The sequence below is a fragment of the Agrobacterium sp. K11 genome (genome assembly GCF_059429395.1).
Genome location: NZ_JCAHRB010000015.1, coordinates 70,761 through 96,154, shown reverse-complemented (window position 1 = coordinate 96,154; position 25,394 = coordinate 70,761). Strand labels below are relative to the sequence as shown.

32 protein-coding genes are annotated in these 25,394 nt (G+C 57.5%); 13 read left to right on the top strand and 19 right to left on the bottom strand.

Annotated elements, in window-relative coordinates; genetic code table 11:
* Positions 1 to 158 precede the first annotated feature (158 nt).
* A complete protein-coding gene (locus AC5SEO_RS24840; protein WP_495364118.1) occupies positions 159 to 2,402 on the bottom strand; it encodes a bifunctional DNA primase/polymerase in 2,244 nt (747 codons plus the stop codon).
* Positions 2,403 to 2,422: 20 nt separating this feature from the next.
* Here AC5SEO_RS24840 and AC5SEO_RS24835 point away from each other — a divergent pair, with 20 nt between their 5' ends.
* On the top strand, positions 2,423 to 2,611 hold the full coding sequence (locus tag AC5SEO_RS24835; protein ID WP_025593806.1) for a hypothetical protein: 189 nt from the start codon (positions 2,423 to 2,425) through the stop codon (positions 2,609 to 2,611).
* On the opposite strand, the gene AC5SEO_RS24830 is transcribed toward AC5SEO_RS24835, so the two are convergent.
* The 4 genes from AC5SEO_RS24830 to AC5SEO_RS24815 are packed head-to-tail and all read right to left on the bottom strand — an operon-like array spanning position 2,583 to position 6,497.
* Positions 2,583 to 4,193 carry a DNA cytosine methyltransferase gene (locus AC5SEO_RS24830; protein WP_495364117.1) on the bottom strand — a complete coding sequence of 537 codons (1,611 nt, stop codon included), beginning with the start codon at positions 4,191 to 4,193 and terminating at the stop codon, positions 2,583 to 2,585. The two genes, AC5SEO_RS24835 and AC5SEO_RS24830, sit on opposite strands and share 29 nt — an antisense overlap.
* The gene (locus AC5SEO_RS24825; protein WP_078054197.1) at positions 4,193 to 4,567 is read right to left on the bottom strand and encodes a DUF6511 domain-containing protein; all 375 of its coding nucleotides are present in this window, start codon (positions 4,565 to 4,567) and stop codon (positions 4,193 to 4,195) included. Before AC5SEO_RS24825 ends, AC5SEO_RS24830 begins: the two co-directional genes overlap by 1 nt.
* Positions 4,564 to 5,952: a DUF4942 domain-containing protein gene (locus AC5SEO_RS24820; RefSeq protein WP_495364116.1), complete on the bottom strand. Its 1,389-nt coding sequence runs from the start codon at positions 5,950 to 5,952 to the stop codon at positions 4,564 to 4,566. The genes AC5SEO_RS24825 and AC5SEO_RS24820 overlap by 4 nt, the downstream gene beginning before the upstream one ends.
* Positions 5,952 to 6,497: an MT-A70 family methyltransferase gene (locus AC5SEO_RS24815; RefSeq protein ID WP_495364115.1), complete on the bottom strand. Its 546-nt coding sequence runs from the start codon at positions 6,495 to 6,497 to the stop codon at positions 5,952 to 5,954. The genes AC5SEO_RS24820 and AC5SEO_RS24815 overlap by 1 nt, the downstream gene beginning before the upstream one ends.
* 194 nt (positions 6,498 to 6,691) lie before the next feature.
* Here AC5SEO_RS24815 and AC5SEO_RS24810 point away from each other — a divergent pair, with 194 nt between their 5' ends.
* Positions 6,692 to 7,327, top strand: a complete 636-nt coding sequence (locus AC5SEO_RS24810; protein ID WP_495364114.1) for a hypothetical protein — start codon at positions 6,692 to 6,694, stop codon at positions 7,325 to 7,327.
* On the opposite strand, the gene AC5SEO_RS24805 is transcribed toward AC5SEO_RS24810, so the two are convergent.
* Positions 7,324 to 7,851 (bottom strand): siphovirus Gp157 family protein, encoded by a 528-nt coding sequence (locus AC5SEO_RS24805; RefSeq protein WP_495364113.1) that lies wholly within the window; start codon positions 7,849 to 7,851, stop codon positions 7,324 to 7,326. The two genes, AC5SEO_RS24810 and AC5SEO_RS24805, sit on opposite strands and share 4 nt — an antisense overlap.
* A 78-nt stretch (positions 7,852 to 7,929) precedes the next feature.
* Positions 7,930 to 9,684, bottom strand: coding sequence for a DEAD/DEAH box helicase (locus AC5SEO_RS24800; protein ID WP_495364112.1), 1,755 nt, complete (start codon positions 9,682 to 9,684; stop codon positions 7,930 to 7,932).
* Between AC5SEO_RS24800 and AC5SEO_RS24795 the strand changes: the two genes are divergently transcribed.
* Positions 9,683 to 10,234: a hypothetical protein gene (locus tag AC5SEO_RS24795; protein WP_495364111.1), complete on the top strand. Its 552-nt coding sequence runs from the start codon at positions 9,683 to 9,685 to the stop codon at positions 10,232 to 10,234. The two genes, AC5SEO_RS24800 and AC5SEO_RS24795, sit on opposite strands and share 2 nt — an antisense overlap.
* On the opposite strand, the gene AC5SEO_RS24790 is transcribed toward AC5SEO_RS24795, so the two are convergent.
* From AC5SEO_RS24790 to AC5SEO_RS24740, 11 genes are all read right to left on the bottom strand, one after another.
* The gene (locus AC5SEO_RS24790; protein ID WP_495364110.1) at positions 10,231 to 10,749 is read right to left on the bottom strand and encodes a sigma-70 family RNA polymerase sigma factor; all 519 of its coding nucleotides are present in this window, start codon (positions 10,747 to 10,749) and stop codon (positions 10,231 to 10,233) included. The genes AC5SEO_RS24795 and AC5SEO_RS24790 overlap by 4 nt on opposite strands.
* Positions 10,750 to 10,769: 20 nt before the next feature.
* Positions 10,770 to 11,699: a PDDEXK family nuclease gene (locus AC5SEO_RS24785; RefSeq protein WP_495364109.1), complete on the bottom strand. Its 930-nt coding sequence runs from the start codon at positions 11,697 to 11,699 to the stop codon at positions 10,770 to 10,772.
* A 241-nt stretch (positions 11,700 to 11,940) separates the two neighbouring features.
* A complete protein-coding gene (locus tag AC5SEO_RS24780; RefSeq protein WP_495364108.1) occupies positions 11,941 to 12,228 on the bottom strand; it encodes a hypothetical protein in 288 nt (95 codons plus the stop codon).
* A complete protein-coding gene (gene dnaN, locus AC5SEO_RS24775; RefSeq protein ID WP_495364107.1) occupies positions 12,228 to 13,280 on the bottom strand; it encodes a DNA polymerase III subunit beta in 1,053 nt (350 codons plus the stop codon). Before dnaN ends, AC5SEO_RS24780 begins: the two co-directional genes overlap by 1 nt.
* Before the next feature lie 60 nt (positions 13,281 to 13,340).
* A complete protein-coding gene (locus AC5SEO_RS24770; RefSeq protein ID WP_495364106.1) occupies positions 13,341 to 13,925 on the bottom strand; it encodes a DUF669 domain-containing protein in 585 nt (194 codons plus the stop codon).
* Between the two features lie 182 nt (positions 13,926 to 14,107).
* Positions 14,108 to 14,923: an AAA family ATPase gene (locus AC5SEO_RS24765; protein WP_174011547.1), complete on the bottom strand. Its 816-nt coding sequence runs from the start codon at positions 14,921 to 14,923 to the stop codon at positions 14,108 to 14,110.
* Between the two features lie 89 nt (positions 14,924 to 15,012).
* Complete coding sequence (locus AC5SEO_RS24760) at positions 15,013 to 15,240, bottom strand: hypothetical protein (RefSeq protein WP_174011550.1); 228 nt, start codon at positions 15,238 to 15,240, stop codon at positions 15,013 to 15,015.
* Complete coding sequence (locus AC5SEO_RS24755) at positions 15,240 to 15,440, bottom strand: hypothetical protein (protein WP_174011553.1); 201 nt, start codon at positions 15,438 to 15,440, stop codon at positions 15,240 to 15,242. The genes AC5SEO_RS24760 and AC5SEO_RS24755 overlap by 1 nt, the downstream gene beginning before the upstream one ends.
* A gap of 59 nt (positions 15,441 to 15,499) precedes the next feature.
* Entirely contained in the window at positions 15,500 to 16,603 is a 1,104-nt protein-coding gene (locus tag AC5SEO_RS24750; RefSeq protein WP_495364105.1) for a hypothetical protein, read from the bottom strand.
* Positions 16,603 to 16,884 carry a hypothetical protein gene (locus tag AC5SEO_RS24745; RefSeq protein ID WP_495364104.1) on the bottom strand — a complete coding sequence of 94 codons (282 nt, stop codon included), beginning with the start codon at positions 16,882 to 16,884 and terminating at the stop codon, positions 16,603 to 16,605. Before AC5SEO_RS24745 ends, AC5SEO_RS24750 begins: the two co-directional genes overlap by 1 nt.
* Positions 16,881 to 17,225 (bottom strand): hypothetical protein, encoded by a 345-nt coding sequence (locus AC5SEO_RS24740; protein ID WP_495364103.1) that lies wholly within the window; start codon positions 17,223 to 17,225, stop codon positions 16,881 to 16,883. The genes AC5SEO_RS24745 and AC5SEO_RS24740 overlap by 4 nt, the downstream gene beginning before the upstream one ends.
* A 103-nt stretch (positions 17,226 to 17,328) precedes the next feature.
* On the opposite strand from AC5SEO_RS24740, the gene AC5SEO_RS24735 reads away from it, so the two are divergent.
* The 10 genes from AC5SEO_RS24735 (at position 17,329) to AC5SEO_RS24690 (ending at position 24,535) form a co-directional block, all read left to right on the top strand.
* Positions 17,329 to 17,931, top strand: a complete 603-nt coding sequence (locus AC5SEO_RS24735) for a S24/S26 family peptidase (RefSeq protein ID WP_029658783.1) — start codon at positions 17,329 to 17,331, stop codon at positions 17,929 to 17,931.
* Positions 17,932 to 18,550: 619 nt separating this feature from the next.
* Complete coding sequence (locus AC5SEO_RS24730; RefSeq protein WP_025593851.1) at positions 18,551 to 19,336, top strand: S24 family peptidase; 786 nt, start codon at positions 18,551 to 18,553, stop codon at positions 19,334 to 19,336.
* Positions 19,337 to 19,440: 104 nt separating this feature from the next.
* Entirely contained in the window at positions 19,441 to 19,794 is a 354-nt protein-coding gene (locus tag AC5SEO_RS24725; RefSeq protein ID WP_495364102.1) for a hypothetical protein, read from the top strand.
* The gene (locus AC5SEO_RS24720) at positions 19,791 to 19,925 is read left to right on the top strand and encodes a hypothetical protein (protein WP_280113911.1); all 135 of its coding nucleotides are present in this window, start codon (positions 19,791 to 19,793) and stop codon (positions 19,923 to 19,925) included. Before AC5SEO_RS24725 ends, AC5SEO_RS24720 begins: the two co-directional genes overlap by 4 nt.
* Before the next feature lie 58 nt (positions 19,926 to 19,983).
* Positions 19,984 to 20,196, top strand: a complete 213-nt coding sequence (locus tag AC5SEO_RS24715) for a hypothetical protein (protein WP_025593854.1) — start codon at positions 19,984 to 19,986, stop codon at positions 20,194 to 20,196.
* Entirely contained in the window at positions 20,196 to 21,140 is a 945-nt protein-coding gene (locus AC5SEO_RS24710; RefSeq protein WP_495364101.1) for a hypothetical protein, read from the top strand. Before AC5SEO_RS24715 ends, AC5SEO_RS24710 begins: the two co-directional genes overlap by 1 nt.
* Entirely contained in the window at positions 21,124 to 21,366 is a 243-nt protein-coding gene (locus tag AC5SEO_RS24705) for a helix-turn-helix transcriptional regulator (RefSeq protein WP_174067251.1), read from the top strand. The genes AC5SEO_RS24710 and AC5SEO_RS24705 overlap by 17 nt, the downstream gene beginning before the upstream one ends.
* Positions 21,356 to 22,405, top strand: a complete 1,050-nt coding sequence (locus tag AC5SEO_RS24700) for a tyrosine-type recombinase/integrase (RefSeq protein WP_495364100.1) — start codon at positions 21,356 to 21,358, stop codon at positions 22,403 to 22,405. The genes AC5SEO_RS24705 and AC5SEO_RS24700 overlap by 11 nt, the downstream gene beginning before the upstream one ends.
* Before the next feature lie 511 nt (positions 22,406 to 22,916).
* Positions 22,917 to 23,498 carry a DUF1003 domain-containing protein gene (locus AC5SEO_RS24695; RefSeq protein WP_019567118.1) on the top strand — a complete coding sequence of 194 codons (582 nt, stop codon included), beginning with the start codon at positions 22,917 to 22,919 and terminating at the stop codon, positions 23,496 to 23,498.
* Between the two features lie 527 nt (positions 23,499 to 24,025).
* Positions 24,026 to 24,535, top strand: coding sequence for a pyridoxamine 5'-phosphate oxidase family protein (locus AC5SEO_RS24690; protein ID WP_236735813.1), 510 nt, complete (start codon positions 24,026 to 24,028; stop codon positions 24,533 to 24,535).
* Positions 24,536 to 24,546: 11 nt separating this feature from the next.
* Here the strand turns inward: AC5SEO_RS24690 and AC5SEO_RS24685 are convergent, their stop codons facing one another.
* Positions 24,547 to 25,290: a glycosyltransferase family 25 protein gene (locus AC5SEO_RS24685; protein WP_174068408.1), complete on the bottom strand. Its 744-nt coding sequence runs from the start codon at positions 25,288 to 25,290 to the stop codon at positions 24,547 to 24,549.
* Between the last annotated feature and the right edge of the window lie 104 nt (positions 25,291 to 25,394).

The following is a 25,394-nucleotide window of genomic DNA, read 5'->3' as shown; positions in this document are numbered from 1 at the left end:
TAGGACTGGCAGTCAGCAGGCCGTCATCGCAAGACGGCCTTCACCGTGGGCTTACAGAGAAACGAAAGAACCCAATTGAGGTTCGTATCGCAAAAGAAAAAGCCGCCGACCCCACAAAGAGGGCTCGCGGCTTTATTTTTCGTAACATACGGCAGATCCTAACCCGCCCTCACAAATACCGCCAGCTCCCGCCGCACTGGATCGCGCTCCTCCCTCTCGACAAGCGCGCCTTCTCGCATCAGGGCACTCACAAGGCCGGCCGCTCGCTTGCGCTGCACGTTGTCGTCCAAATCCAGCCCCACAGCGTACGCTACAGCGCTTCCGACCCAGTTCTTGGCCTTCGGTGACTTCTTGTAGTCAGATGCGCTTACGGCCGCCAGAATGGACGCACGCTGGTCTTCCGTCAGGTCTCCCGCCACATCCTCGGCGCTCGGCCAATGCCACTCTGTAACCACTGGCGCGAAGTCCTGCGGCTGGGCGAGGCCTGTGCCGTTGCCAAGCGGCGTCGACACCAAATGCCTCCACTCCGCCCGGTGCGAAAGCGGCGTCAGGTTCGACTTGCCGTAGGTGGTGTAGAAGTACCCGAAGCGGTCCTCCTTGTTGATACCCGCCTCACCTGCCTGCTCTTCCGACATGCGGTTGAGGACGCGCACCGATCGCGCCGCGCCGATCAACGATACGGCACCTCGAGCGTCTTCGACGGTAGCCTCTCGGTCGGCGACCTTGCGCAGATGGTGCACGATATCGATCGAGCAGTTGGTGTAGTCGGCGATCTGCGCCCACAGCTTCGCCACCTTGTCGATCGCGCCGTTATCATTCTCGTTCACGCCGTGCGTGGACACGAATGGATCGACGATCATCACGTCAATGCCGTTGCGCTCGATCTGTTCAACCACGGCTTCGACGATCGGCTGCTGGATGCGAACGCCGACCTTCTTGTCTTCGATGGCGACGCACAGTTCCTGCTCGCGGCCGCTGTCGAGGAACAGATGCCCTTCGAGGTCGGCAGGCTTCAGCTTGTAGTGGATGCACGCCGCCATGATGCGCCGCTCCATTTCGTCACGCGGGTCTTCGGCATTGAATATCCACGTGCGCAAGCGCTTGGGTGGCTTGATGCCGAGCAGTGCCCTGCCCGACACCATGGCAAGGCCTTCGGCGATGCTAGCCGACGTCTTGCCAAGGCCGCCAGGAGATACCGTGACCGATACATACTTGCGGATAAAATGGGAGCCGTAGGCAAACTCGCGGCGCGGCAATGTCTTTGGGTCGATCCATTTGAATGCCGTCGCAGTGATCGGCGATTGTGGCACGTTGTCGTTCGCTGGCCCCATGTCGCCGGCAGGTGATACGACTTCCTGCTCGGGAATATCCGTGCCGTTTTGCGACACGTCTTCCTGTACGGTAAGGTCTGCATCGACCCGTGCCGCTTGCTCGCGCAGGCGCCCCTTCTCCAGCCCGCGCTGGATCATACGCGTAATATCGACGAGGCGCGTGTTGTCCTGCACCAGGAATTCTGGCTCCGGAATATGGCGCGGGTTTTGAATGCCAGCCTTGAGGCCGTTTTCAATGGTCTTGCAGCAACGTGACCAGTCCCTGCCCCAGCCACGTGCAACGTCTTGCAACAGCGCGCGTGCCTCCGCTTCACCGATCGCACCTGCTCCGACGATGGTACCGATGGAGAAGGCAGCATCGTTCAGTGCATTGTTACGGCTGCCCATGGGCGCACCAGCAAGGTCCGCCAGCTCACGGTCCACGGCGGCATCCACATAGGCGTTGTTGGTCGCAGCAGACAGACTGTACTGCGTGTGAGCGGGCGCCGACTTCGGCAGCAGCAGGTCGAGCAGCCACGCCGGCGCGTCTGCGATTTCGCGCGTGTCCGTTTCCCACTTGTAGGAGCGGCCATTGGCCATCGTGCTGCCGGCGGCGAGCACGTACCCACCTTCAGAGCGGATATCCACGCCAGCACCTAGCGCGCCGCGGTTGCGCGTGCCCACGACATACTTGAAGTAGATATGCAGCCCGCCGTTCGGGCTTGTCACGCGTGCCGTGTCGGGCAGCGGACCATGCTCTGCTTCCATCTCAGCCAGCCAGTCGAAGCCATTGGCGCCGCCCGGCTTGTTGTCGATGTCGAGCGCGAAGAAGCCTGTCTTCTCGCCCGTGGGCAGGCCAACGGCGGCATTTGGCCAGTCCGACCACCATCTTTCAATGATGCGCGGAAAGCGAGTTGCTCCCTTGAAGCCGTTGGGCGTCAAAGGCGTCTTTTCGCCAAGCGTGATGATCTCGCCGGTTGCCTGGTCGCCATGCTCCTCAGCGTGTGAGCGGCAGGGAAACACGGGCCAGCCTTGGGCGACGTAGTGTTGCGCTAGTTCAAGCGGCCTCAGAGGCGTGGTATGTTCGGGCATGAAACCTCCGGAGTATCGGCATGCAGAAAAATCGGTACGACATGCGCAAGGAGAAAGACGAAACATGGACCGTCTTCGACATCTTTACTGGCGAGCCAGCGGAGGTGAACGACGTTCCCCAAGATGGACTGGAGATGGAGCAGGCCGACGATCTGGTCGACCTGCTGAATTATCTCTACGTCAAGCGGCGATCTGGACCGGTTCACTGATGTTTGCGACGGGCATCAGTTTTTGAATTCGCTCGCCGAGCCAGATGAATTTCGGAACGGCCCAACTGTTACCTAGTGCCTTGTAACGCGGGCCGTCAGGCGAGTGTGCTTTACCACGCCAAGGGATGTCGGTGTAGCCGTCGGGAAAGCCCTGAAGGCGTTCGCATTCTACTGGGGTTAGGCGGCGAACGGCTGATGTTGTGGCGATGGAAAAATCCACCATCTGACCGCTACTGGATTTCATTGGTTTGTAGCTTTCCTTACCAAGTGTAGGCGCGATCTCGGCGGAAAATGCCACCGCCTGAACTTCAGCACGTGCCTCCAACGTGTACGCAACACCCTCCTGAACACCGACACCATCTGGGCCGCTATTTGGATTGGTGCGAAGAGCGCCGGCTTGTATGGCGTGAACAACAGCGAGGCTATCGCATGTATCGACGTCCGTTCCATACGGACGGTCGCCGCCAGTTCTGTTGCCGCCAGCGCGTACCGTGGGGGAGACATCGACAGACACTATGGTCGTAGTTTCGTAATCCTGCGACGAGCCTTCGCGCGTTGCGTCGCAACGCGCTATTTCTGGGGCGTAGGAGGCCACATACGTCGTTTGCTTCATACCTGGCTGCGCGGCAATGGCGCCAACGATCTGACCATCGCCACCCATCAAGCGGACTTCATCTCTGGTGTTCTGCGCAAATGCCACGCTTTCCACCAAACCAACATCTAGATCGAAGTCGGTTCCGAGCCCGCCGCCGCCTTTAGTGCGTGCGCTAATTGTAGGGGCAATGTCTTTCCCCGCTTCTCGGCTCGGCGGAGTATCCCTGAACATGCTTTCGGGCTCAAAAAGAACCGCTGCGGGATCTGCCCCGTTTCCAAAATCTGCGACAACGAGCACACGTCGGCGTCGTTGGGCCACTCCGAAAAATTGCCCATCTTTGACAGCCCACGCGGCCCGTCCTTTAGGTCCAGAGACCATACCGTGACGCGCCCATTTTCCTCTTCTCGGTGGTTGGATGGCGGTATCAGCGCCCACAAGGCCGGCGAGGAAGCAGCCGAAGGCATTGTCTTTGGTGCTGAGAACGCCGACGACGTTTTCCCAGACGACATTCCGAAGTCCATTGTTAGCTGCAAGCTCATGCGCAAGCCTCACGAATTCGAGTGACAAGTTGCCTCGCGCGTCGGCGAGAGATTGGCGAAGCCCGGCCACGCTGAATGCCTGGCAAGGCGTGCCTCCGGCCAGGATGTCGACGCGGCCGAGCTTGTGGGGGTCGATCTTGGTGAAGTCGCCCCAGTTGGTCAGAACCGACTCGACCGGCAACCGGGACACTGCCTTGAGGGCAGTTTTTCGCGAACGCTGATCCTTCAGCTTGATGCCCGGTTCTCCAGGGTTAGGCATGTACTTTGGGCGCCCTGCGCCATAGTGGTGCGCTAGCACGAAAGCAGGGAAAGGTTCGATTTCTGCCACGCCGATGCATTGCCAGCCAAGCGGATGCCAAGCGACAGAGGCGGCTTCGATGCCGCTGCACACGGACAGGAAGCGTAGGCCAGTGTGGTTATCATTTGCATGCTGCATCTTGCCCTCCATCAAAACGGCGCCTCCGACAAAGCCGCCCTAAGCCCCCGAGCGCAGCCCTCCCACGCAGCCTTGACCATCATCCGCTGCATGAGTTCGTCAAAGTGCGCGAGGTCCGTCACGCCATGCTCGGCGATGTATTCGCCGACGGCATCAACGCCGGCGTCCAAAGCGCGCAGCTCGTAGTCGTCGAGCCGATCGATCTTCTTATAATTGTCGATGCCCACGGCGCACCTCCTGCAGATGTAGTGAGGGTCTTTGTCGCGGCCGTTGGCGTTCACGCCGATACCGAAGGCGTGCATCCCGCAGACAAAGCAGGTTGTTGGGTTATGGTCGGCGTCGACCGTGGGCGTGTGCTGGCGAGGGGTTGTTGGGAGTTTGGTCATGCTGCCCTCCGGCAATTGTCATTGGTCGCTGCCCTGATCTTCAACATCGTGGTCGGTACGTTTGTCCCAGCCTCAGAGAAACTTGCGACAGGCAGGTCTTGCCACGAGCCGTTGAGTTCGCCGTGATCGTAGCGAGCAGTTGAAGGGAGGATTGCAACGAGTATCCCACCTGGCTTCAAAAACTTCTCAGCGTGGCGGACATGCTTGGCGTAGTGACGACCGTAGAACGGCGGGTTCATGATGACGAAATCAAACTCGGCACGAGCCGGTTGCTCAAGAAAGTTCCCCGTAAGGACGGAATGCCCCTTGGCCCTCGCTTCAGCGGCCCGTCCTGCATGGTATTCGATCCCGAAACCGAAATGGCCGAGCTTGCGAATGCCATCAAGAATTCTTCCATCACCACACGACGGCTCAAGGACTCGGTGGCGAACTGGGTTTTCTTCATAGTGCCGTGGAGCGTACAGGCCGGCGAAGCTGAGCGCTTCCTCCACGACTTTCTCGGGCGTCCAATAGAACTGGAGATCCTTGGAAACAGCCGTGCTTGCTTGAGGCTTTGCTTCCTCTTCTTCCGCATCTGGCAAAACATCGCCATAAAACTCTGCAAGCGCTCTGTTGATGTCGAGCAAGGCGTGCTTATCAAAGATGACATGAGCATTGCCATTTTGAAATTTGCGGATAGTCAGTCCTCGGTTAGGCGCTCTGGTCTCTACGCCATCCTTGTCTTTCGTGACGGAGTGAGAGCCATCAAAGACAATCTCTCCAGCCTTCGGCCCGTTCGCGTAACTGTGGTATGCGTCCAGGGCGGCTATCTCGGCATGCGTCGCCAGTGTCTCGCCTCGGTATGCCGCCAAGGCATTGATAATGTCTCTAATCTTGTCACGGCCATATGAGCCATAGCCGCCGACGTTTGAGACGATGACACGCTTCGGCAAACCATTGACGCCTACCTTGACCTTGCTGTGAGATTTGTAGGCGTGATCGAGCTGGCTGAATACCTCTGCCAAACCGCGCAAGATATGAAACCGAGGCCGCATTAAGTAATCACCGAATGTCGCCTTCGCGTTGTCAAAGGTCAGTTCCGGCGGGTTCTCGAATGTGCGCTCAAATAGCCGCTTGTCGTCAGCGCTGGCGATCTGGTCAATCTGGCAACGGTCATAGATCGCGCGCCATCCAGATTTCAGCAGAGCGGACTTTACATCGTGATCGCTAACATGCGGCGAGTGCCTGGATATACTGCCGCCGAACTTACCGCCGATGCTGGCAGCCATTTCGAGAAGACGCCACGATTCCTTAACCGCCTCGATAGCGGCAGGAGCGTTCGCAAGCTTCTCTTCGTACTCGTCGATGAGGTCAGCCACGGTTCGTTGTCTTGCTATCTGGTTCATCAAGCTGCCTCCGCCACATGAAACTTCCCGACCTGATTGCCCCAGGCCGTCCAACCCGGCCACGCCTGCCTCGCGAACAGCTCGAGGTACGGCCCAGCAACCAGCGACTCTATTCGGTCGTAGGTTTCATCGGGCTTGCGAGAATGCTCGCGACGAGGCGCGCGGATAACGGACCTCACTCCGCGCGACCGGCGACGAGGCTTGCCGCGCTTGAAGAGATGGCACACCTCGACTTCCTGCCGGGTCCAGTAGCCCATGCCCATGCGGCCCTTATCCCAGATAAATGCCAGCGAGACAGGCTTAAAGCCCCACGCTGCGGCTACGTCGAAAGCTTCACGCTGCAGGTGACTGACGGTCCACATGAAGAGCAGGCAGTCCTTCGCCGCGACTTCGGAAACTGGCAGCGCCGCAATATCGGCTAGCGACATCACGGCATAAGGCTGCGCACCCCGAGCGGGCGCGACGTTGTCGTTGGCATAGGTTCTGAATGACCACGGCGGGTCGGCAAGGACCGCGCCGAAGCGCCCCTCTGGTAGCGGGTTCATAATGTCTCCTCAGACTGTGGTGTTCCCGCCTAAGCGGAAGCCGCGTTGGTGCGCGGCGGGTGGTGTGGTAATGTCGCCGACGGGGAATCGGGGTCGGTAAATTCGTGGAAATATTCAGACGGTACTGGTGGGTCGTGTTGTCCGCGTGGATGTTGCTGGCGTTCGTATCTTGGCACTACGAGAGCAGTTGTGGGATGTTCTTCTACTCCGAATGCTTTTCTGAATATTGGAGAGGCATTCGGTGGGTAATTCTTCTCAAATGGGTTTCCCCATATCAGACGTTGATTGCTGGCGCGCTTGCGGTCGCTGCTGGCGCTTTCGCGTTAATTGCTGCCCGACATTCTACTGCTACTACGCTCGCGTTAGAGGACGCAAAAAATAAACAAGCTTCAATGGTGGCTTGCTCGATCGTGGCCGATGAGTTTAGGGACGCCGTCTTACTGCTCAGCCAAACATTGGGATCCTCAATGATCACGGTTCAGCAACCCTCCCCATTTATCCAAACGCCGATCTACGCCGCCACCCTCCACACAATAAATCCTCTACTCGGGTCAACCGTGTCGGCGCATAGGAGAGAGATAGAGGAGGCAATTAGAACAAGATCATCGATTGAAGCCTACAGAAGAATCCGGATTGCAACCGCAAAATGCTACTTCGTGTGGCACATGCTGGATATGATTTCTCAGCGACTGGACGTAAGTGGCAAATACAACATGAACAGCACAGAGAAGTTGCCTCCTGGTTTTTTGATCGAGGTAATGCAGGGTTCAGATATACGTCCGAAAGATCTTGGTGGACTGTATAGGCACTTTAATTGGTCCAAAACCTAAGCCACCCTCACCGACAACTGCTCACCCGTCTCACCCATCTTAGCCCCAGGCACGTCTGTGCCAGCCTTGAGAAGGTCAGCGATTGCCTTCTTGTCCGGCGCCGTGGTGATTTTCACGACATTAGCGGGCAACAGCGCTTCGTCGATGATCTCGACCGATGCAGCCTTCTTGCCGATGGATATCGTCGCCTCAGCCAGCGGAACGCGCGGCACGCCAGCGGCTTTCAGCAGCTTGAACATCAGCCCGCGCATTGCGTCCTTGCGGCGCTCGGCGCGCGACTTGCGCGCTTGCAGATCGGAGATGCGACCGGCCACTGCTTTGGCCAGGCTGTCTGCGTCGCGCTCGCTGTTGACGATACGCGTCAGGACGGCATGGAAGTTGGTCTCGCCTTCCAGCATGTCGGCGCGCAGTTCTTCGTCCGCTTCGAGCTCGGGAAAAGCGGCCAGCATGTCAGCGAAAAGCGCTTCCAGGTTGGCGACGTCAGCGGCCAAGTAGTTGTCGTTGGCGGATCTTCTCTCGCTCATTCTCATCTCCTCAATGTGGTGACGCCATTGGTGTGGCGCAGTATTCAAAACTAAACCGTTTTTACAAATTTGTCAAGATTAGAACGGAATATCGTCCTCGACAAGGGCCCGCCAATCCTCTTCTTCCGGCGCGTTGTCGTTAGCCGGTGACACGCGGTTGTCATTGGCGGCCCCGACCACATGACCCACAACATCCCAGTATTTCTGACGTGGCTTAACCGTTATCTCCACCGTTTCGGCCAGTTCCGACTGCCGCTCGATCCACTCCAGCACGGTTTTGGGAAACGGCATCTTGCCGCCATGCGCGCGCCAGTAGCGGTCGGCCTTTGACTTCGGGAATCCGCTATGTTGCGGGCAAATCCACTCATTGATCGCCGTCATGCCGGACATGTAGCTGACCTTAACGGACGGCGGCTTGTCGCCTTTCCCCTCATGGTAATAAAAGCTGCGCGACGTGACGGTGCGGGGTTCTGGTTCAGCCGTCGACATGATCGGCGTGTCTGCGGCCGTCGCCGTAATCTTCGGGCTGTCGTCGATGTCGAACTCATATCCGCAGCAAGAGCATGTACGCGCCGAGGCATGCACCTTTTCACCACAGCCGAAGCGACCGTTTTTGTCTTCGACGTCGAACGGGCACACCTTTACAGGTGCTTCGCCGTCGCCCTTGTTGGGCGTCTTTGGCTGCACCATGTCGACCGGTCCATGCTTGTCAACGAGCCCGGCGAAATCTAGCACGAGGCACGAAGGTTTCGGACCAGCCTTGATTGCAGCTATGCGCTCCTGAGGCGTGTCGAGAGGCATGCCAGGCGCGTAAATGACGCGAGTGCCGCGACCCATCATCTGCACATATAGCGACACCGACAACGTCGGGCGAAGGGCTGCGATCAGATCGACGCCCTTGTGATTGAAGCCTGTGGTCAGCACTGAGTTGTTGGTCAGAGCACGGATCTTGTAGGACTTGAAGTCCTCGATGATGCGCCGGCGTTCATCCTTCGGAGTTTCGCCGCTAATCATCTCGCAGGAGATGCCGCGCGAACGGATCTCGTCACGCACGTGCTCAGCATGCTCGACGCCCGAGCAGAAGCAAAGCCATGACTTACGGTCGGCGCCCTTCGCAAAAATCTCATCAACGGCAGACCGTGTTACGTCCATCTTGTCCACGGCAGCCTGCAACGCGGACTGCTTGTAATCGCCGCCCTGCCTGCCAACGCCCTTCATGTCGAACGTTGTGGCGGTCGCCTTGGACGAAAGCGGCGCCAGATAGCCATCAGCAACACCGTCGGCGATGCCGTAAGTGTAAACGATCTGGTCGAACAGACGATCGTCGCCCTCGTCTAGCCTGCCGGTGTCCAACCGGTAGGGCGTAGCGGTTAGCCCCAGGATCTTCATGTCCGGGTTGATAGCACGCAGGGCCGCGATGAAGCGACCATACATCGTGTTGCTGTTGGCGGGTATCAAATGGCACTCGTCGACCATCAACACGTCGATATGGCCGATAAGCGCAGCTTTGCTGTGCACGGTTTGAATACCCGCGAAAATGATCTGGCTGCGCGCGTCACGACGACCAAGGCCGGCCGAAAAAATGCCGGCAGGGGCAAACGGCCATATGCCGAGCAGCTCAAGGTAATTCTGCTCGATCAACTCCGCCACGTGGGTTGCCACGAGTATCCGCATGTCAGGCCAGCCTTCGACCAGTCTCTTGATAAGCGAAGCCATCAGGAGAGACTTGCCGCAGCCCGTCGCAAGGTCGACGAGCGGATTGCCAGCCGTCGTTGACCAATAGTCGAAAACAGCGTTTTCTGCTTCTTCTTGATAGTGGCGTAGTTGGAGCATGGAAATTCCAGACTTTGATATGAACGATTGGGTTGCAGGTTTTTCTGCAGTTGCGGCAATACTTGCCGCTGTGTTTGCGTTTTCGTCAGCCCGTCAGGCAAAACGGCAGGCGGACGCAGTGCTGGGCGACTTGGAGCCAGTTTTCAGCGCTTACCAGTTGCCAGATGACGGCAAGAGCTATCGGCACAGGGTCGCTATCGAGATAGTCAACCACAATCGGCTTCCGCTTTATGTGCTGAGTATCAAGCTCGACTACCCGGATTGGGCGGTTGTTCATCGTGGCGCTGAGGAGGTTCGTGACCTCGTTTCTGCCATTTATGATGTCGTGGTCCAAGGGAAGAAAGACTACGTATTTGACGTGCCATTTCGGCTTTCCGGGCGGTTCTCCAGCGATATGCCAGCCATATCCACCAGCATTTTCAACGTAAACTTTCCCGATAAATCCAAGCAAGGTGGGTTCGTTCTAGGATTTACCGTCCATTATCGTATGCATGGATCAAAGGATATTCGCGTTGCGTTTGCCTCAACCGGCTTCGACGTCCTGGACTAAGCCGCCTCCCGCAGCAACCCGAGCACCCTCGCCCGCTCCTTGATGACGATCTGCCGCACGCGCTCCTTGGTGAGGCCGTGATCGTTGCCGATGGCTTCGAGCGTCTCTCCCATCGCCCTGCGCATCAGCACCGTGCCGTCACGGCCGTCCAGCAGGGAAACGACACGCGACAGGTCGGTGCCCTCCTCTTGGGCGGGATCAGTCGAGCCCGGCATCTCTTCGAAGGCTGAAAGGCTGCAAACTTCAGCCGTGCGGGATTTGGTCGAGTTGGTGCGAATGAAATCCTGCGCCGTCCCGCGCACGCACATTACGGCCCACGTCCAGAATGTCTCAAGGCGGCATTCGCGATGACGGCGCAACATGACGACCATCGCCGACTGAAACAGCTCGTCGGCCGCGTCTTCGTTCCTGGTGATCTTGCGCGCCAGTCTTCGCAGTGCCGGCTCATAGGCCAGTAACTTGCGGTCGAACTCGGGACTGCGCGGGTTGTTATCATTCGCCGCAATAGGTGGCATGATTGTCTCCTCAAGTGGTGTTAGGCGGTGGTGGCGCCATCAATCCATCTCGTGCCGTCCCGCAGCACGTAAGTGATCGTCTCTGCCTCCTCGTCGCAATCCGTCTGTTCGCCAGGCACGAGAGCCGGAATTGTCAGATGCGTAGGGCAGCCTTCTTTCTGCTCGTCGAACGAGATCGGTTTCGCCCAGCGCGCGCAGGACCAATGACCATCGCCGCCCATCTCCGGTGAAGAGTGGATGCAGGACCGGCACGTCACGCGGGGCCAAGCGCCCTCCTTGCAGACAGGCTTGTGCTTGCAGAACATGCATTCGAACCAGTCCTGTGCCTCGTTGATGCGTGAAGGCGGCTCCGGCGAGTTGATAATTCGCTCCAGCCGCGCCAGCAGACGCAGGCAGAACTCCGGATCGTATTCGATGCGCTCGGCATAGAGCGTGTCGTCATCTTTGCAGTTGACGAGGTAGAGGCAGCGTGACAGTCCAAAGGCATGCATTCCGAGCTGGCATTGGCCATAATGAAGCGGCTTGGCCTTCTCGCATCCGTCTTTAACAATCAGCTTCATGCCTTTGGCATTACTTGATTTAAACTCAAGCAGGTGCTCAGTCTTTGGCGCCTCAACAACGCCCATGGCCTTGCCGTCGCATTTGCCGCGTACATGCCCTTGCACCAGCCTGATCTTGTCCTGCTGGCCGTAGACATCGACACCGATCTGCTCGAGGTCGGCAACGAGCCGGTCTTCTTCAATGTTGCCGGTTTCGAATAGTCGCAGTTGACGGCCGTGGTGCTTTTCGAGCTGAGTTGCCCATCGAAACGCATACCAGAGCGATCGATCGCATGGATTGTTGGCCTCGCCGACGGAGATACCGAGGCTATCCCATGACGAGGCTGCGGCTTCGTAGGCGGCGTAGATAGCTCTGACTGTGCTGGATTCTGCTTTGGGTAGTGGGGCCATTAGACGAACGACCCCGCTTCGTGCGCGCGTTTCATCATTGCAGCAAGCATGTCAGGGTGCACATACATCACGCCACCGACAACCATCGCCTTGGGCGTGGGCGCATCGTAGTATCGGACGTTCTGTCGGAAACCTCGACGCATGCGGCGTCGCGCGCGGCTTGGCGATCTAACGCGTGACCAATCCTCTGCCGGAACAGTGAGGAGTCGGTTCGTGACGATGGGCATTCCCATAAACGATTTCATACATCCATCTCCTTCGTAAACAGGCAGCGCGCTGGCTTGTCGGGATCCTGCGTGAAGGCCAGGCACCAAGGCATGCCATCACGGCGCACCCATTCGTCAGGCTGGCCGCCCCAAAGGGCTTGTGCTCGGATTACACAGACGCCAGGGACGTCATTGCCGAACTCGTCTTCCCAGTTTTCGCCCTCATCACTGCGGCAGTGACGACACCAGCTGCGCTCGAAATCTGCGCCTTCGGTGGAGTTGGCGGGCCTCCATAGCCCGCCGTTCTGGTTCTCGGCGCTCATCAGACGCGCATCGGCATGCAAACGAGCGTCAGCCCCTCGAAGCCGTCGGACGTGATCAGCCCCGGCGTGCCGCCGTCCTGCAAGGCCAGCTTGACCGGACCAGCTGGCAACACATTCAGCACGTCGCGGACGTATGCCGCATTGAACCCGATATCCATCGGCTCGCCGCTGTATTCCGCCTCAACTTCGTCATTTGCCGACGCCTCGCCAGCTGCAACAGCGAGCGCGATGCTGCCGGGCGCGATGCTGAACTTAACGGCGCGGCCACGCTCAGACGACACCGTCGACACACGATCGGACGCCTTCATCAGTGCATCGCGATCTACAGTCACGACGCGTTCGTTGCTTTTCGGAATGACACGTTCGTAATCTGGGAATGTGCCGTCAATCAGCTTTGAGGTAATGCGCACGTCGTCCGAGACAATGCGGATTTTCTGCTGGCTCACAGCCACCTGCACCTTGCCTTTTGGCAACAGGCCAACGGTCTTGCGCGGCACGATAATGCCGTCGAAGGCTGGCAGCTCTGGACCGTAGTGGCGGCCGAGACGATGGCCGTCGGTGGCTACGGCTTCCGACTTGACGTCGCCCTTGAAGAACACGCCGTTCAGATAATAGCGCGTTTCTTCGGTCGAAATGGCGAACGACACTGGTGCGAACAGTCCTGCCAGATCGATCTCGAATTCAGCGTCGAACTTGTCGTCGCCGAGCGTTGGGAAGTCATCTGCTGACAGCGTGGCAAGAGAAAAGCGCGACCGTCCGGACTTCACCAGAAGTTTGTCACCATCCAGTGTCATGGTGATGTCGCCGGTTGCCTTTCGCGCGATGTCGTTGAGCAGCTTTGCGCTGACGCAGATGTTCCCTAGCTTGCTGACCTCAGCAGGGACACCTGCGGTGGCGCTGATATCGAGGTCGGTCGCGGTGATCGCGAGCCCGTCGCCGGCAGCCGCAAGCTGAACGCTCGAAAGGATGGGGATGGTGGATCTCGCCTCGACGACCTTCGTCGTGGCCGCAAGCGCACGCGTCAGGTCTTCCTTGTGGATGACAAGGTGCATGGGTGTCTCCTCAAATGTGGTGAAGTAGCGGGCTGCTGGTGAGACAGCCCGCGTTGACGGTTACTTGCTGCCCCACGGCCGGCGCGTCGTGCCAGCGGCCGCAGCGGCGGGCTTGTTGTCGTTGCTGGCGGCAGTGCGGCGGTTGTCGTTTGCTGCTGCTGGCTGTGGCGCAGCATCAACCTTCGGCTCAGGCAGGTTGCCCTCATCTGGGTAGTAGTACTTCTTCAACTCGTTGCGGGCCGCGTACTTCGGGGTACCGTCGGCGTTTTTCTCCTTGCTGTCCTTGCCCATTCCGATGCGGGCAAAGAACGAGATGAAATGCAATTCATCAGAATCTTCAGGAGCCTCATTGAGGCCGAGTGAGCGCAGGAGGCAGGCAAACTGGCGCTGGCCGATCTCCTGCGTCTGAGAATTTGGATGCTGCAGATTATAGTTGTTGAAGACCTTGCGGCCTTTGAGTTCCTCGGGAGCAAGGACGTCGATTGTCACGCTCAGATTGATGGCGTGGTCGCGGGTATCCTTGTTCTTTTCCTTGATCTCGGACGCGCTGATCTCAAGCTGGTAGTCGCCATTCGGCAGGTTGGTGAAATCGCGCTGCTGGGTGTTCTCTTCGGTCGCTTCGACTCTTACGCCAATCTTGGCCATGCGTAGTCTCCTGTGGTGTGTTGGGGTGCCTTAGCGGAGGTAGTAGCGGAAAGGCCCGCTACCGAATTGCGTCGATGCCTGGTCGCGCCAGACATAAGTGAGCCAGACCCAGATCAACTGGCCGGAGCGAGTGCGCGCCTTTACGGGGTGCCACGCGAACCACGACTCTCCGCGGAACATGGTCATGCCGCCTCCTCCTCCTGCTCATCAGAAACCGCCGCGGTCACAATGTCAGGCTGCGGAGGGAAGTATTGGTTGAGAGCGGCAAAGCCCTGCCCCTGCTTGTATTCGAGAATGGGCTTTGCAATCTGGTACCGGTTGCCAGCGATGAAGCCTGGACGTTCCTGCACAGCGATATTGACCTCGCCGCCGCCCTGCCCGCGTTTTGCAGTTTTCTTGAAGCCAAGATCTTCCTTTGCGATCGACACGCGCTGATGCAGGAAGCCAATAAGGTCCGAGGCATCGCATATCGCGCTACCCGCGTCGTCGCGCAGATTGAGCATGTAGCGAGGGTAGCTGTCGGTCGTGACGCCGGGTACGGTCTTGGCCTTCACGTGCGAGATGAGTACGACGTAGTATCCGGCCTTCTTCAGTTTCAGCAAAAGCTTGATAAACTCCAGCCAGACCGAGTGGGCCGCCGCGTAGCCTTTTCCGAATCCTGGCTCCTCGATGTCTGCCCAGCCGTTTCGAGCGCAAGCCTCGGCATTGACGAAGACCTCCATGCCGTCGAGCGCATCGAGGACGAACGTGCGACGATCGTGTTCTGCTTCCAGGATGTAGGTGATTTGGTCGACGACATCTTCATAGTTCTCGGAAACGCCGAAAGACTTCATCGGCGTGCCTGCGCTCTGTCTCTCGCCTTCTCCAGTGCGGCAATAGTACGGAGCCGGCCATTCAGACGCCAAGGTCGTCTTGCCCAGCTTTGCGCCGCCGTAAAGGGTGGTGATCGGTGGATCGGTGTCTGAAGTGTCCTTCAGTTCATCCCATTTGATAGCCATTAAGCCTCCTCAGTGTGGTGGTGCGGTGAAAATGATGGCTGCGATGTAGGCTGCGGCTGCAAAGACAATGAGCCACCGCCAATGAGCGATCAGCGTGCGAACAGGAGGCAAAAGAGCCACCAGAAGGTGCCAAGCACGACGATTGCCACGATCGCTAACGGGAACAGCGTGATGAGGGCGATTGCCGCCGCTGCTGTCACCGCAGCAATGCCGCCGCGCTTCAGTCCGCGAAGGACGTATTTGCGTGGCGTAGGCGTGACCGGCACGTGGTCGAGCGGAGGTGCGGTGATGGATTCGGTGTACCAAGGGGACGTCATCAGAACGCCCCCAGCCAAACACCGACGCCGTGGATGATGCCGACCGGCGCGACGACACAACCGAAAGCAAGCAGGATCCACGAGCTTCCCTGAATACATACGTAGACGTGCGTTACCCAAGCTGCGACTGCAGCAACGACAGCGCTGAGCGGCACAAGCGTGATGAGCGTCGCGCCGAGGATTGCAAAAGCATCCTTCATAATAGTCTCCTCAATGTATGGTGAAGTGCGGCTGGTTGGTGGCCAGCCGCTAGCGCTGGTTAGGCTGCGTTCTCGTATTCGATCCATGCCTCGACGGCGTCTTTGGCACCCTTCAAAGTAAGGCCGGCAACAGCTCGCAGTTCCTTGATGGCATCAATCTTGAGGCCTAGGTACGCCATGTTCTGCCACTTGTGGTCATAGACCGGCGCGGCTTCTTCGTGGGTGGTGGTCAGCGTGAACACGCCGAACTGCTGGCCCTTGTATTTTGCAGCAAGGCGCTTGGCTTCCTTCTCGGCCGCGCCGGTGGACGTGTGAACGTGCGGCGTTGAGGATGGCTTGGGCTGGCCGTTCTCGATGAGGGCGACGATGGCGGTGGTGCGTTGCAACGCGACGAGTTCAAAGTCTTCATCACTCCACCAGACATCACCGACTTGACCGTCATCCCAGTTGACGAGGTACTTTCCGTCGGCCCTGACTGTAGTAACGGTAGCCAAGCCGCACCCCATGGGGCAAACAACCCGATCGCCAACCTTGAACTTCGGCTTGCCGTTGTCGTTGTTGGCCTTAGCGATAGGCTCGTCGGTCCATTCGGTGATGAGGTCGGCACCATGTTTCGTGTCAACGTCGGGATGGAACGTTCCATCCCCGCGCCACGCCTTGCCGTACTCGGCGTTGAATTCGTGCCCTACTGTCCAGCCATACTGGCGATCGTGCCACTTGTCTTCGACTATCGGCCCGACCTTCCGTCCGTCGCGCGTCTTGTAGAACTTGCCAGCCTCGATCTTGATAGTGGCGGGCTGTTCTGGGGTGGTGGGGATTGGCTCAAGTTCGTCCGCGCGCCAGACATAGCCTCCCGCGTTGTCTCCGCCCCAAGTCTGCACCCCGTTGCATACCTTGTAGGCTTCGTGGGTTACATTGAACTCAAGGCCAATGCGGTCGGCCTTATGTGAGAGTTCGGCCCTAACGACCCTTACCCGCTCTCCGACGCGCGGCTGCCAGGGTTCGAAGCGCTTGGCAAACATTCCGGGCTTTTTATTCGAAAAGACTAGATCGTCGCGCACGGCGCTGACCTGGCACACATCGCCGACCTTGTAGTCCAGTGGAGCGCCGCGATTGTCCTTCACGCGAACCCAGTCGCCAACCTTGTATCTCTGCTCACCCATCACGCCGCTCCTTCCGTTGTTGTTTCGGCGGTCATCGCGCGCCGTTGTATGAAGTCCACCTCGACGACGTTGGTGTCGTCGTCCTCTTTTGCTGGCGGTTCGCCATCCGGATCGTGCTCGATCTCGAAGCCGTGCCACCAGATCGTCGTCGCGCCGTCAGCAAGGCGCACCTGGTACTCGCTGCCCCAGTTGCGATCGCCGATGACGACGCCAGTGAGATGAGGGTTTTGTCGATTGCGGACTGGATCGCCGAAATTGAAGAATTCGCAGTCGCAGGTCATGCCGCCACCCCACGCAGCGCGTAGTCGTTGACCGCCTGCCCGGCTGCCAGATCGTCAGCATTGTCGTTTGCGGCGGTAAGAACACGCGGCAGTGAAACCGGCATAAGGCCGGAGAGCGTGGAGCAACCGCCGTTGTGCGGTGCCAGGTGCGTAGTGCGGTCTGGATTGTTGTCATTGGCTGGGATGAAGGCGCGCTGCTTGTGCAGGCCGTATGCGCGCCGCAGCCGCTGGTATGCGGCCATCGGCTTGACGTTGTGTCTGGCGGCAATATCTGCGACGCTCTCACCGTTTTCACGGCGCGCGTGCATATCCGCCAGCATTGTGCTGGTGATAAGTGTCATGTCGTCTCCTCTGCGTGGTGGCCGCCTTGTGGTTGACAAAGCAGCAGGGTTATGAAACTAAACTATTTTTACAAATTTGTCAAGATTTCACCAAGGTGGATGCATGCCTGAAGTTAAGTCGCGCCTCCTGCAGTCGATACTGAAAGAACAGAAGCGGAGAGCCGTAAAGGATCGCGCTGTGTACGAAGAGCTAGGTGTGCCTCAGCAGACCTACAGCACCTGGAAGGCTGGCGTCATTCCAAGACCTAGGCAATTCCCGGCGATTGCCGCCTTCCTGGGTGTCTCCGAAGATGACGTGGCAGAGATGGCTCGCGAGGCGGCAGAAACCGCTCCTTCCATCACGCCTATTACGGTTGCCCGCACCTACGGCAAGATCTCCGACCGCAAGGCCGGCAAATTCAAATTCGAGCCCATCAACGACGGTCGCAAACGTATTCCCGAGGGCCGGTACGCAATCGTCATCGACACGAAAGTGATGGAGCCCGTCTTCCACGTCGGCGTGAAAGCGTGGCTTGACCCTTCCCGCTGGCCAGCCGTTGGTGACGACGTGCTCGCACATTCGGGCGGATCCGCTTGGATCGGACGATTTGAAGGAATGAGCAACGGCGCTGTTCAGCTTAGCCGCTACGATGGCTCGCAGCTTGAAGTGAAGAACGTGGAAGCTGTACATGTGATCGTCCTTTCGGAGCGGGTGGTGACGGCATAGCAGGTTGGTAACCCGTATTGCCACTTGACAATTCCTACAAATTTGTGTAGGAATTGTGTGTCCGATGTGGTGTCGGATATGGAACACGCGCTTTGATCCCGCCTTACGGCGAAGGTCTCCTCGGCGTGTTAGTACGGAGAAGGGGCGGAGTTACGGGTGGTGCCGGCTCATTACGCCCCTTTTCGTTTTATGCTGCATGCACGACAACGCCGGCAGAGCTTCATGCTCCACCGGCGCTAAGTTTTCGAAGTCATTGTTTGCGGTCTTTCTCATAGTCGTCTCCCCTTCTGGCATTATTGATTTTGTTATCGCCAGTTGGTTTCTGGCGGTTACGGCGGCCCGGTCACTGGCCGCCATCTTCTTCTGCGCTCAGGCGCCTCATGCACCCATCTTCTTCTCGCGGTCATCGCTTGGGTCGTGGACCGTCTTCTTTCGGAGTCTTTCATCACGTGCATTCCCTTTCATTTGCAGTTTCGTCTTTCGGGTCTTTTGCCCTGCCGGCTTCTGTTTGGCCGCTGTTGATTCACAAATTATCACAAACAAATATTAGGTCAATAAGTTTGTTTGTATGAATGCGTGTTTTTTGCTAAATAATTGTGAACCATGAGGAATGAGAACGATGGAAACGGCCCTTACACGCCTCCTCAATGAAAAACTCCAGGAAAAGTTTGACGGCAACGCCAGCGAACTCGCCCGGGTCGTGGGAACAAGCCAACAGAACATCAGTAATTTCATCAAGGGAGACGTTCTTCGTCCTCATTATTGGAAGGCGGCGGCCGATGCGCTAGGTATTCCACACAGGAAAATGCAAGAGCTTTTTCGCGAGGCGCGCGGTCAAGATCATTATGTTTGGAACGGTGATCCCGCCGCTCCGCATACCGCTTCGTATCGGGCAGGAACGACGGCGATCCTAGACGACCTTGGAATACCTTACCCCCAAAAGCCAAGCACAATTGTTGCTCCAAATGCAACAATAATGCCTGCAGCTCAAGTAGTTACGACCAACAAAATGCTCCCCGTCCTAGGCATGGCAGTTGGTGGGGAGGATGGCCGCTACATATTCAACGGTAGCATAATCGACTATGTCGTTTGCCCTCCCTCTCTAGAGAACGTAGCGGGTGCCTATGCGGTCTATATAGATGGCGAGTCGATGTTTCCGCGCTTCAAGGCTGGTGAGACAGTGTGGGTTCACCCGGGAAAGCCAGCTCGTCGAGGCGACGACGTGATTGTCCAGCTTAAACCTATAGAAGACGATGGCTCTCCGCCTTGGGGTTACGTCAAAGAGTACGTTGGCCGTCAGGGTAACAACCTGGTTCTCCGGCAGTACAATCCGCCGATCGAAATCCAGTTTGACGTCAATGAGGTCCTAACGACTCACCCGATCGTTCTCGCTGGCAAATATTAAATTCACAAAATTACAAACTTTGTGATTGACGATGAAAGTTTGTAGGCCTATATCTCCTGTTGTACCCAGCAAGCCAAGCTGGCCACCACAAGAGGAGATACACCATGTACAGACCACGTCCCGAAGAGTTTGACGACGTCGCCGTTGCCGCCCAGTCCGATGAGCCCATGCTGCGCCCGGACCACAAGGCCAAGAAGCACGGCAAGCCCAAGACGAAATATGAGTACATGCGCCGCTTCCCCAAAAAGCCGCGTAACGGCGAGGAAGTTGGCGGCGGCCACTTCGTATTCCGCCGTGGCGACAGCACTGGACGCATCCGTCCCTGCATGTGGCCCTTCGAGCACCCCTCCTACGATTCCGCCCTGATTGAAGCCGCACGCCTGCAGAAAGAGCATGGCGGCACCTTCGAAGTCTTCGTCCGCGTCGGCAGCGTCGAGGCGCTTAAGGCCGACGAATGAGCACGGCTGTCGTCGAAAAACCGGTCACCGTTCAGCAGATCATCCTTACACTGCACGCCGACCTGATGAAGGACATCGCCAGTTTTCTGGCTTTGTCGCTCTTCATTGCCGCAGTGCTGATCTGGGCTTAATAACCGCCCTACCAAACAAGGCACCACCCACCACCACACCACATCCGAGGAGACACAAATGTCGAGAAGACGCGACACCACCTACACCCCTGCCCCTTATGGCGGCAACGGCCTTGAAGTCGTAGCCAACCTTTCACCCGAAACCGCACCGACGGCCGTCCTTGTCGCTGTCGCCAAATGGCACGAGCGCAGGAAGGATGGCCGCAACCGCGTCATCGCCTCCAAGCTGCGTGAGCTCGTCGCGGCGAATGACAATGGGAGGAGAAGATAATGGGCGCCGCCGAGAGCATTTCCGATCTGCGATCACTCCTCAGCATTATTGCTGAGGAAACTGGCGCTTTGAAAATGAATGACGCTGACGAGGACAGTGTCGGCTGGACAACGGAAGGCCCGCTGCCAATGACGTTCGGCGATGTCCGCCGCGCTCATGCCGCACTTGCCGCCCTCGAAGCCGCCCTGTCCGCTGCGGAGCCTGTAGCATGGCTGCCTGCTCGCAGATGGGAGCAGATGACAGCCGCCGAACCTTGGCTTACTAATATCGTGTATTCGCAAGATCAGGCAAAATTCTTCCCTTGCATCCCGCTCTACGCCGCCCCTCCCGCGCCATGCGTGGCCGTGAAGGCTTTGGAGTGGGTGGAAGGCCATCCCGGAACCTATACCGAAATAGCAGAAAGCCCTTTTGGTCATTACAGCGTTTGGGAAATCAACGGCACGGCTTGCTGGTCGCCTTGGAAACAGGGGCATGGGTCAATCGTAGACGGTGGTTTAGCTGAAGCCAAAGCCGCCGCCCAATCCGACTACGAGGCCCGCATCCGCTCCGCCATCTCCGCACAGGTGCACGACGATTATGAGCAGAATGGATACTGCAAAGTTATAGACGTGGAGAAACTTCTTTGTGAAAAGCTCGGAAGGAAGTGGTCTGCCACTGGCATCTCGATTGTCTCTCTTGTCAACGAACTTGCCACACAGATGCTGGATGTGACGGGGTGGGAGCGCTTAACAATTGAAACCTGCAGGAAGTCGGGCACAAGTCATGCCGACGTTTGGCCGGACGGCGAAGGGTGGGAAATCGACACAGATCGAGGCAGGGTAAACACCCCTGATGCGGGCTGGGATAGGTTCAGCAATCACGAGGAACTGTATTTCCGCCGTAGAGCCAACGATCTCCCCGCAGCACCCGCAAAGCAGGAGGGTGGCAATGTCACCAGCCAATGACAACTCCCCTCGCCTCGTCGGCCGCAAGGAGGCTGCAGAATATCTTGGCATAGCCGAGTCCACGTTCTCGATGTGGGTGGCCACTCTCAAGATGCCGCAGCCGATCGCCGGCACCAGAAGATGGGACAAAAAGGCGATCGATGCTCGCCTTGACGAACTGAGCGGCTTGTCAGCCAATGACAACGAAGACCCATATGAGAAATGGATGAGGGAAAATGCGAGTTAAGCTCAAAGGGCTGATGAAGGTCAAAAAGACCCTCGCGAGCGGCAAGACCATCTATTACTGCTACGCCTGGCGCGGCGGTCCGCTTCTCAAAGCAAAGAGCGGCGAGCCAATGCAGCCGGGCGATCCCATGTTGATCAAGGCGTTTTCGGACGCGACGAAGGATCGCCACGTTGACCCAAGCGAAACGTTGGGAGCCCTCATTACCGAATATAGGGCGTCGACCGAGTTCCTATCGAAAGCCGACAAGACACGCCGCGAATATGACCGGTACCTCGATCTAATTCGAGAGAAGTTCGGCAAAGCGCCATTCTTCATGCTCCAGGATCCGCGCTACCGAGGCGAGCTCAAGAAGTGGCGCGACAGCATGGCGGACAAGCCTCGTACAGCGGATTATGCGTGGACCACCCTTGCCCGCATTCTTTCCTTCGGCAAGGACCGCGGCAGGCTGTCAGTGAACATTGCGGAGAAAGGCGGCCGCCTTTATTCCGCCGACCGCACCGAAAACATCTGGACAGAAGAGCACTTGCAGAAGCTGTTCGCCATTGCGACGACGGAGATAAAGGCTGCAGTTATCTTCGCCCTGTGGACTGGCCAGCGCAAAGGCGACCTGCTGGTTGCCCCATGGAGCGACTACGACGGCAAGACCATCAAGGTGAAGCAGAGCAAGACGGGCGCGCGCGTAAAAATCCCGTGCGGCAACGAACTGAAACAGATTTTGGACGCGATGCCGCGACGGTCGACGGTGATTCTCACCAACACGAAAAAGAAGATCCCTTGGACGTCGGATGGCTTCGACACATCGTTCCAGAAAACAAAAGCAAAGGCTGGCATCGATGATCTGACGTTCCACGATCTACGCGGAACTGCGGTCACTCGTCTGGCCATGGCGGGTTGCAACAACAGCCAAATCGCGTCAATCACCGGCCACAGCCTGCGCGACGTCGACGCTATCCTTGACGCTCACTATCTGGGCGGACGAGCTGAACTCGCAGAACAAGCCATCGCCAAGTTGGAGGATTATCAGGGCAAAAAGAAGTAGCTTGACGCAACCCTGAATGTAACCGTACTGTAAGGCGACTGAAAAATTCAGTCGCTTTTTCAGTTTGCAGACTTACTGTAAGTCTTTGAAACTCGATGTACGTTATAAGATGCAGTTTGAAATTAAGCGGTTTAAAAACATTACATAAAAGCCTGACTTTTAATCAGTAGGTCCAGGGTTCGAATCCCTGCGCTCTCACCACCTTCATCAAAGATATCAGTAAGTTAAGACGCATAATGCTCATCGATATGTTCGCTGGCGGTAACGATATGCGCTTGCGCCGCGTGACATGAAGTTGCGTCCCGACAGACCTCGTCCCTGAAACTGCCCCCCAGAAGAACGCAAATCGCCGCCCTCCCCGACACGCCGTCCCCTGGCTCGCGAACCGGCCGATAAGGCCGCTCAATGCAAAGCATGGTACGATGGCGTGTGCTAATACCTGATCCGTGTAGGGGCGGCCTTCGGTCCGGAGTCGGTTGTCGGATTGGCGCGAGCCAAGGGAGAAAGAACAATGGCAACCCATATCGAAGACGACAGTGACATCCTCATACCTCAGGACCTGGCGCAGGGAGCGAGCCGTTATCTGGGGAAACCGCTTGAGCTGCTGCCAGACAGGGAAAAAGCAATATTTCGTCGTCTTGCAGCAAGGCGCACCATCTCGACTGACGCGAATGCGGTTTTCGACGAGAGACTGACGCCCGGCCAGCGGCTTGCGGATGCGGTTGCCAAATTCGGTGGTTCCTGGACCTTTATCCTTATATTTGCGGCTTTGCTTGCGATATGGCTGAGCGCAAACATTATCGCGACTTCGAACGCCTTCGATCCCTACCCGTTCATTTTCCTCAATCTCATCTTATCCATGCTCGCAGCGGTTCAGGCGCCGGTGATCATGATGAGCCAGAACCGCCATGCGGCCAAGGATCGGATCGACGCCGCACATGACTACGAGGTCAATCTGAAGGCAGAGATCGAAATCATGGCGCTGCACGATAAGTTCGATCGGATGCGCTCTATCGAGCTGAAAGCTCTCGTCGATAAACAGCAGCAGCAGATCGACCTTTTGACAAAACTCGTGCTGAAACAAACAGGCTAGAAAATTTACGTCAGAATACGGAAAATCGCGCCCGCGCGCCGATTCCATGTGCAACGGAACGCGCTTTGTGTGCCGGTCGTACAGTAGCAGCTGCAGCACTTCATGGATGGTTTCCAGACAAGCTATGTGCTTGCGCATCCCTCATATAGAGCGCAGAATAAATCAATGGCAGCATTTGAAGCGGGCGCTGTTGTGTAAAGGTGCATCTGCCTTGGCCCCAACCAAAGGAGGACGAAATGTCTTCCATCAATCGAAAACGAAATGTCGATCCAGATCGTGCGCCACTGCTCGTCAAGGCGATCGACAGGCTTGAAAAGGGTGCTGCAACGTTATGCGGTTCGTCGAAATTCGACGCGTGCAGGCCAGTTCTGATCGCCGCCATTCGAGGTGGTTCCGGCAGGCGTAAACCAATCCCGGCTGCGTCGGCTCCTCACCATAAGAACCGGGAAATATTTCAGTCTACCCAAAAATCCGGAAGCCCGGCTGTCGAGACATGGGAAAATGAAGGCGGCGCGATCAGATGATCGTTGTCGCCTGCCCAGAACGGAGTGATCATCATGGCGTCAAGTGTCCATCTGGAAGAAATGACATCGGCGGAATGCATCGCATTCCTTTCCCGGATGAGCTTCGGGCATCTTGCCTGTATCGATCATGACAGGCCCTATGTGGTGCCGATCCATTTCGTGTTTCACGAGGGTGGAGTCTACAGCTTCTCGATGATGGGAGCCAAGATAGAGAATATGCGCCTGAACCCTCATGTTTGCCTTCAGGTCGATGAGGTCAAAAACACCAGCACATGGACAAGCGTAATTCTCCATGGCCTCTATCAGGAGCTTGAAGATAACGAGCAATGGCAAAGCGAGCGGATCTACGCCTGGTCTCTGATCCAGAAACACCCGAACTGGTGGGAGCCGGGAGGCTCAACGATCCATCCGCACGAAAATGGAACGGACTCCACCAAGCCGATTTTCTTCAGCATCCAAAAAGAAAGCCTCACGGGCCGCAAAGCGGTCCAGAGGGAAGATTTCGTGCGTTAAGCGGCCTACCTCTACAGATAGGCGTACACATACCGCGCGATATTGTCATAAAAACTGGAGAGATAGGCTGGCACCCGGTTCAACCGGGCAAATTTGCTGCCGCGATATTCCGCGCGCGTGCCGACCAGCGTGTCCGGATCGCCGAAAGGCAGAAAATCCTTTTCGGTGACGTAGACATGCGTGCCGTAACCCCAGCCGCATTCCAGCGCCCGGTCGAAAGGCAGCGTCATCACCCTTGCCGCTTTCAGAAACTTCTCCGCTCCACCGCGTGAGATGATATAGCAGGCCGACGATCCCTGTGGCCCGTATATGCAGCGCCCCAGCTTGTCTCCGAGAGCGCTGGTCTTCCTGGCTCTGAAACCTCTGTGGCGGTGATTGGTCAGCTTTACGATGGAATTCTCAGGCATGATCGCGACCATTGCCTTGACCCGATCGGAGAAGTCAGGCGTGAAGGCAACATCATCCTCAACGATCACGGCAACCGGCGCATCCGTGGCGAGGAAAATCTCCAGTGCCTTGATATGGCTGGCATAACAGCCATACTCCCCAGGCAAGGCATGACGGCCGTTGCGAAGCTCAAAGCCGCGCCTGTTAAAATCCGTCCATTCGGCAGCGGGAATGGTCTTACCGTCAACACCTTCCACCGGGCGCAAATCCAGCCCAAGACCTGATGCTCCGTTCAGAATCTTTTCAAGACGGGCGCGCGCTCTGGCGATGGAGATGATGTAAACGGGAAAAGCGGATATCGGCAGCATTCGGAAAGCACCATGCGCATAGGGTCGGGAAACCGTCTCCTACAGCATGTGGCGCACCCTGTCTGCATGCCGTGATTTCCACGCCGGCAGAATTTCGGGCGAGC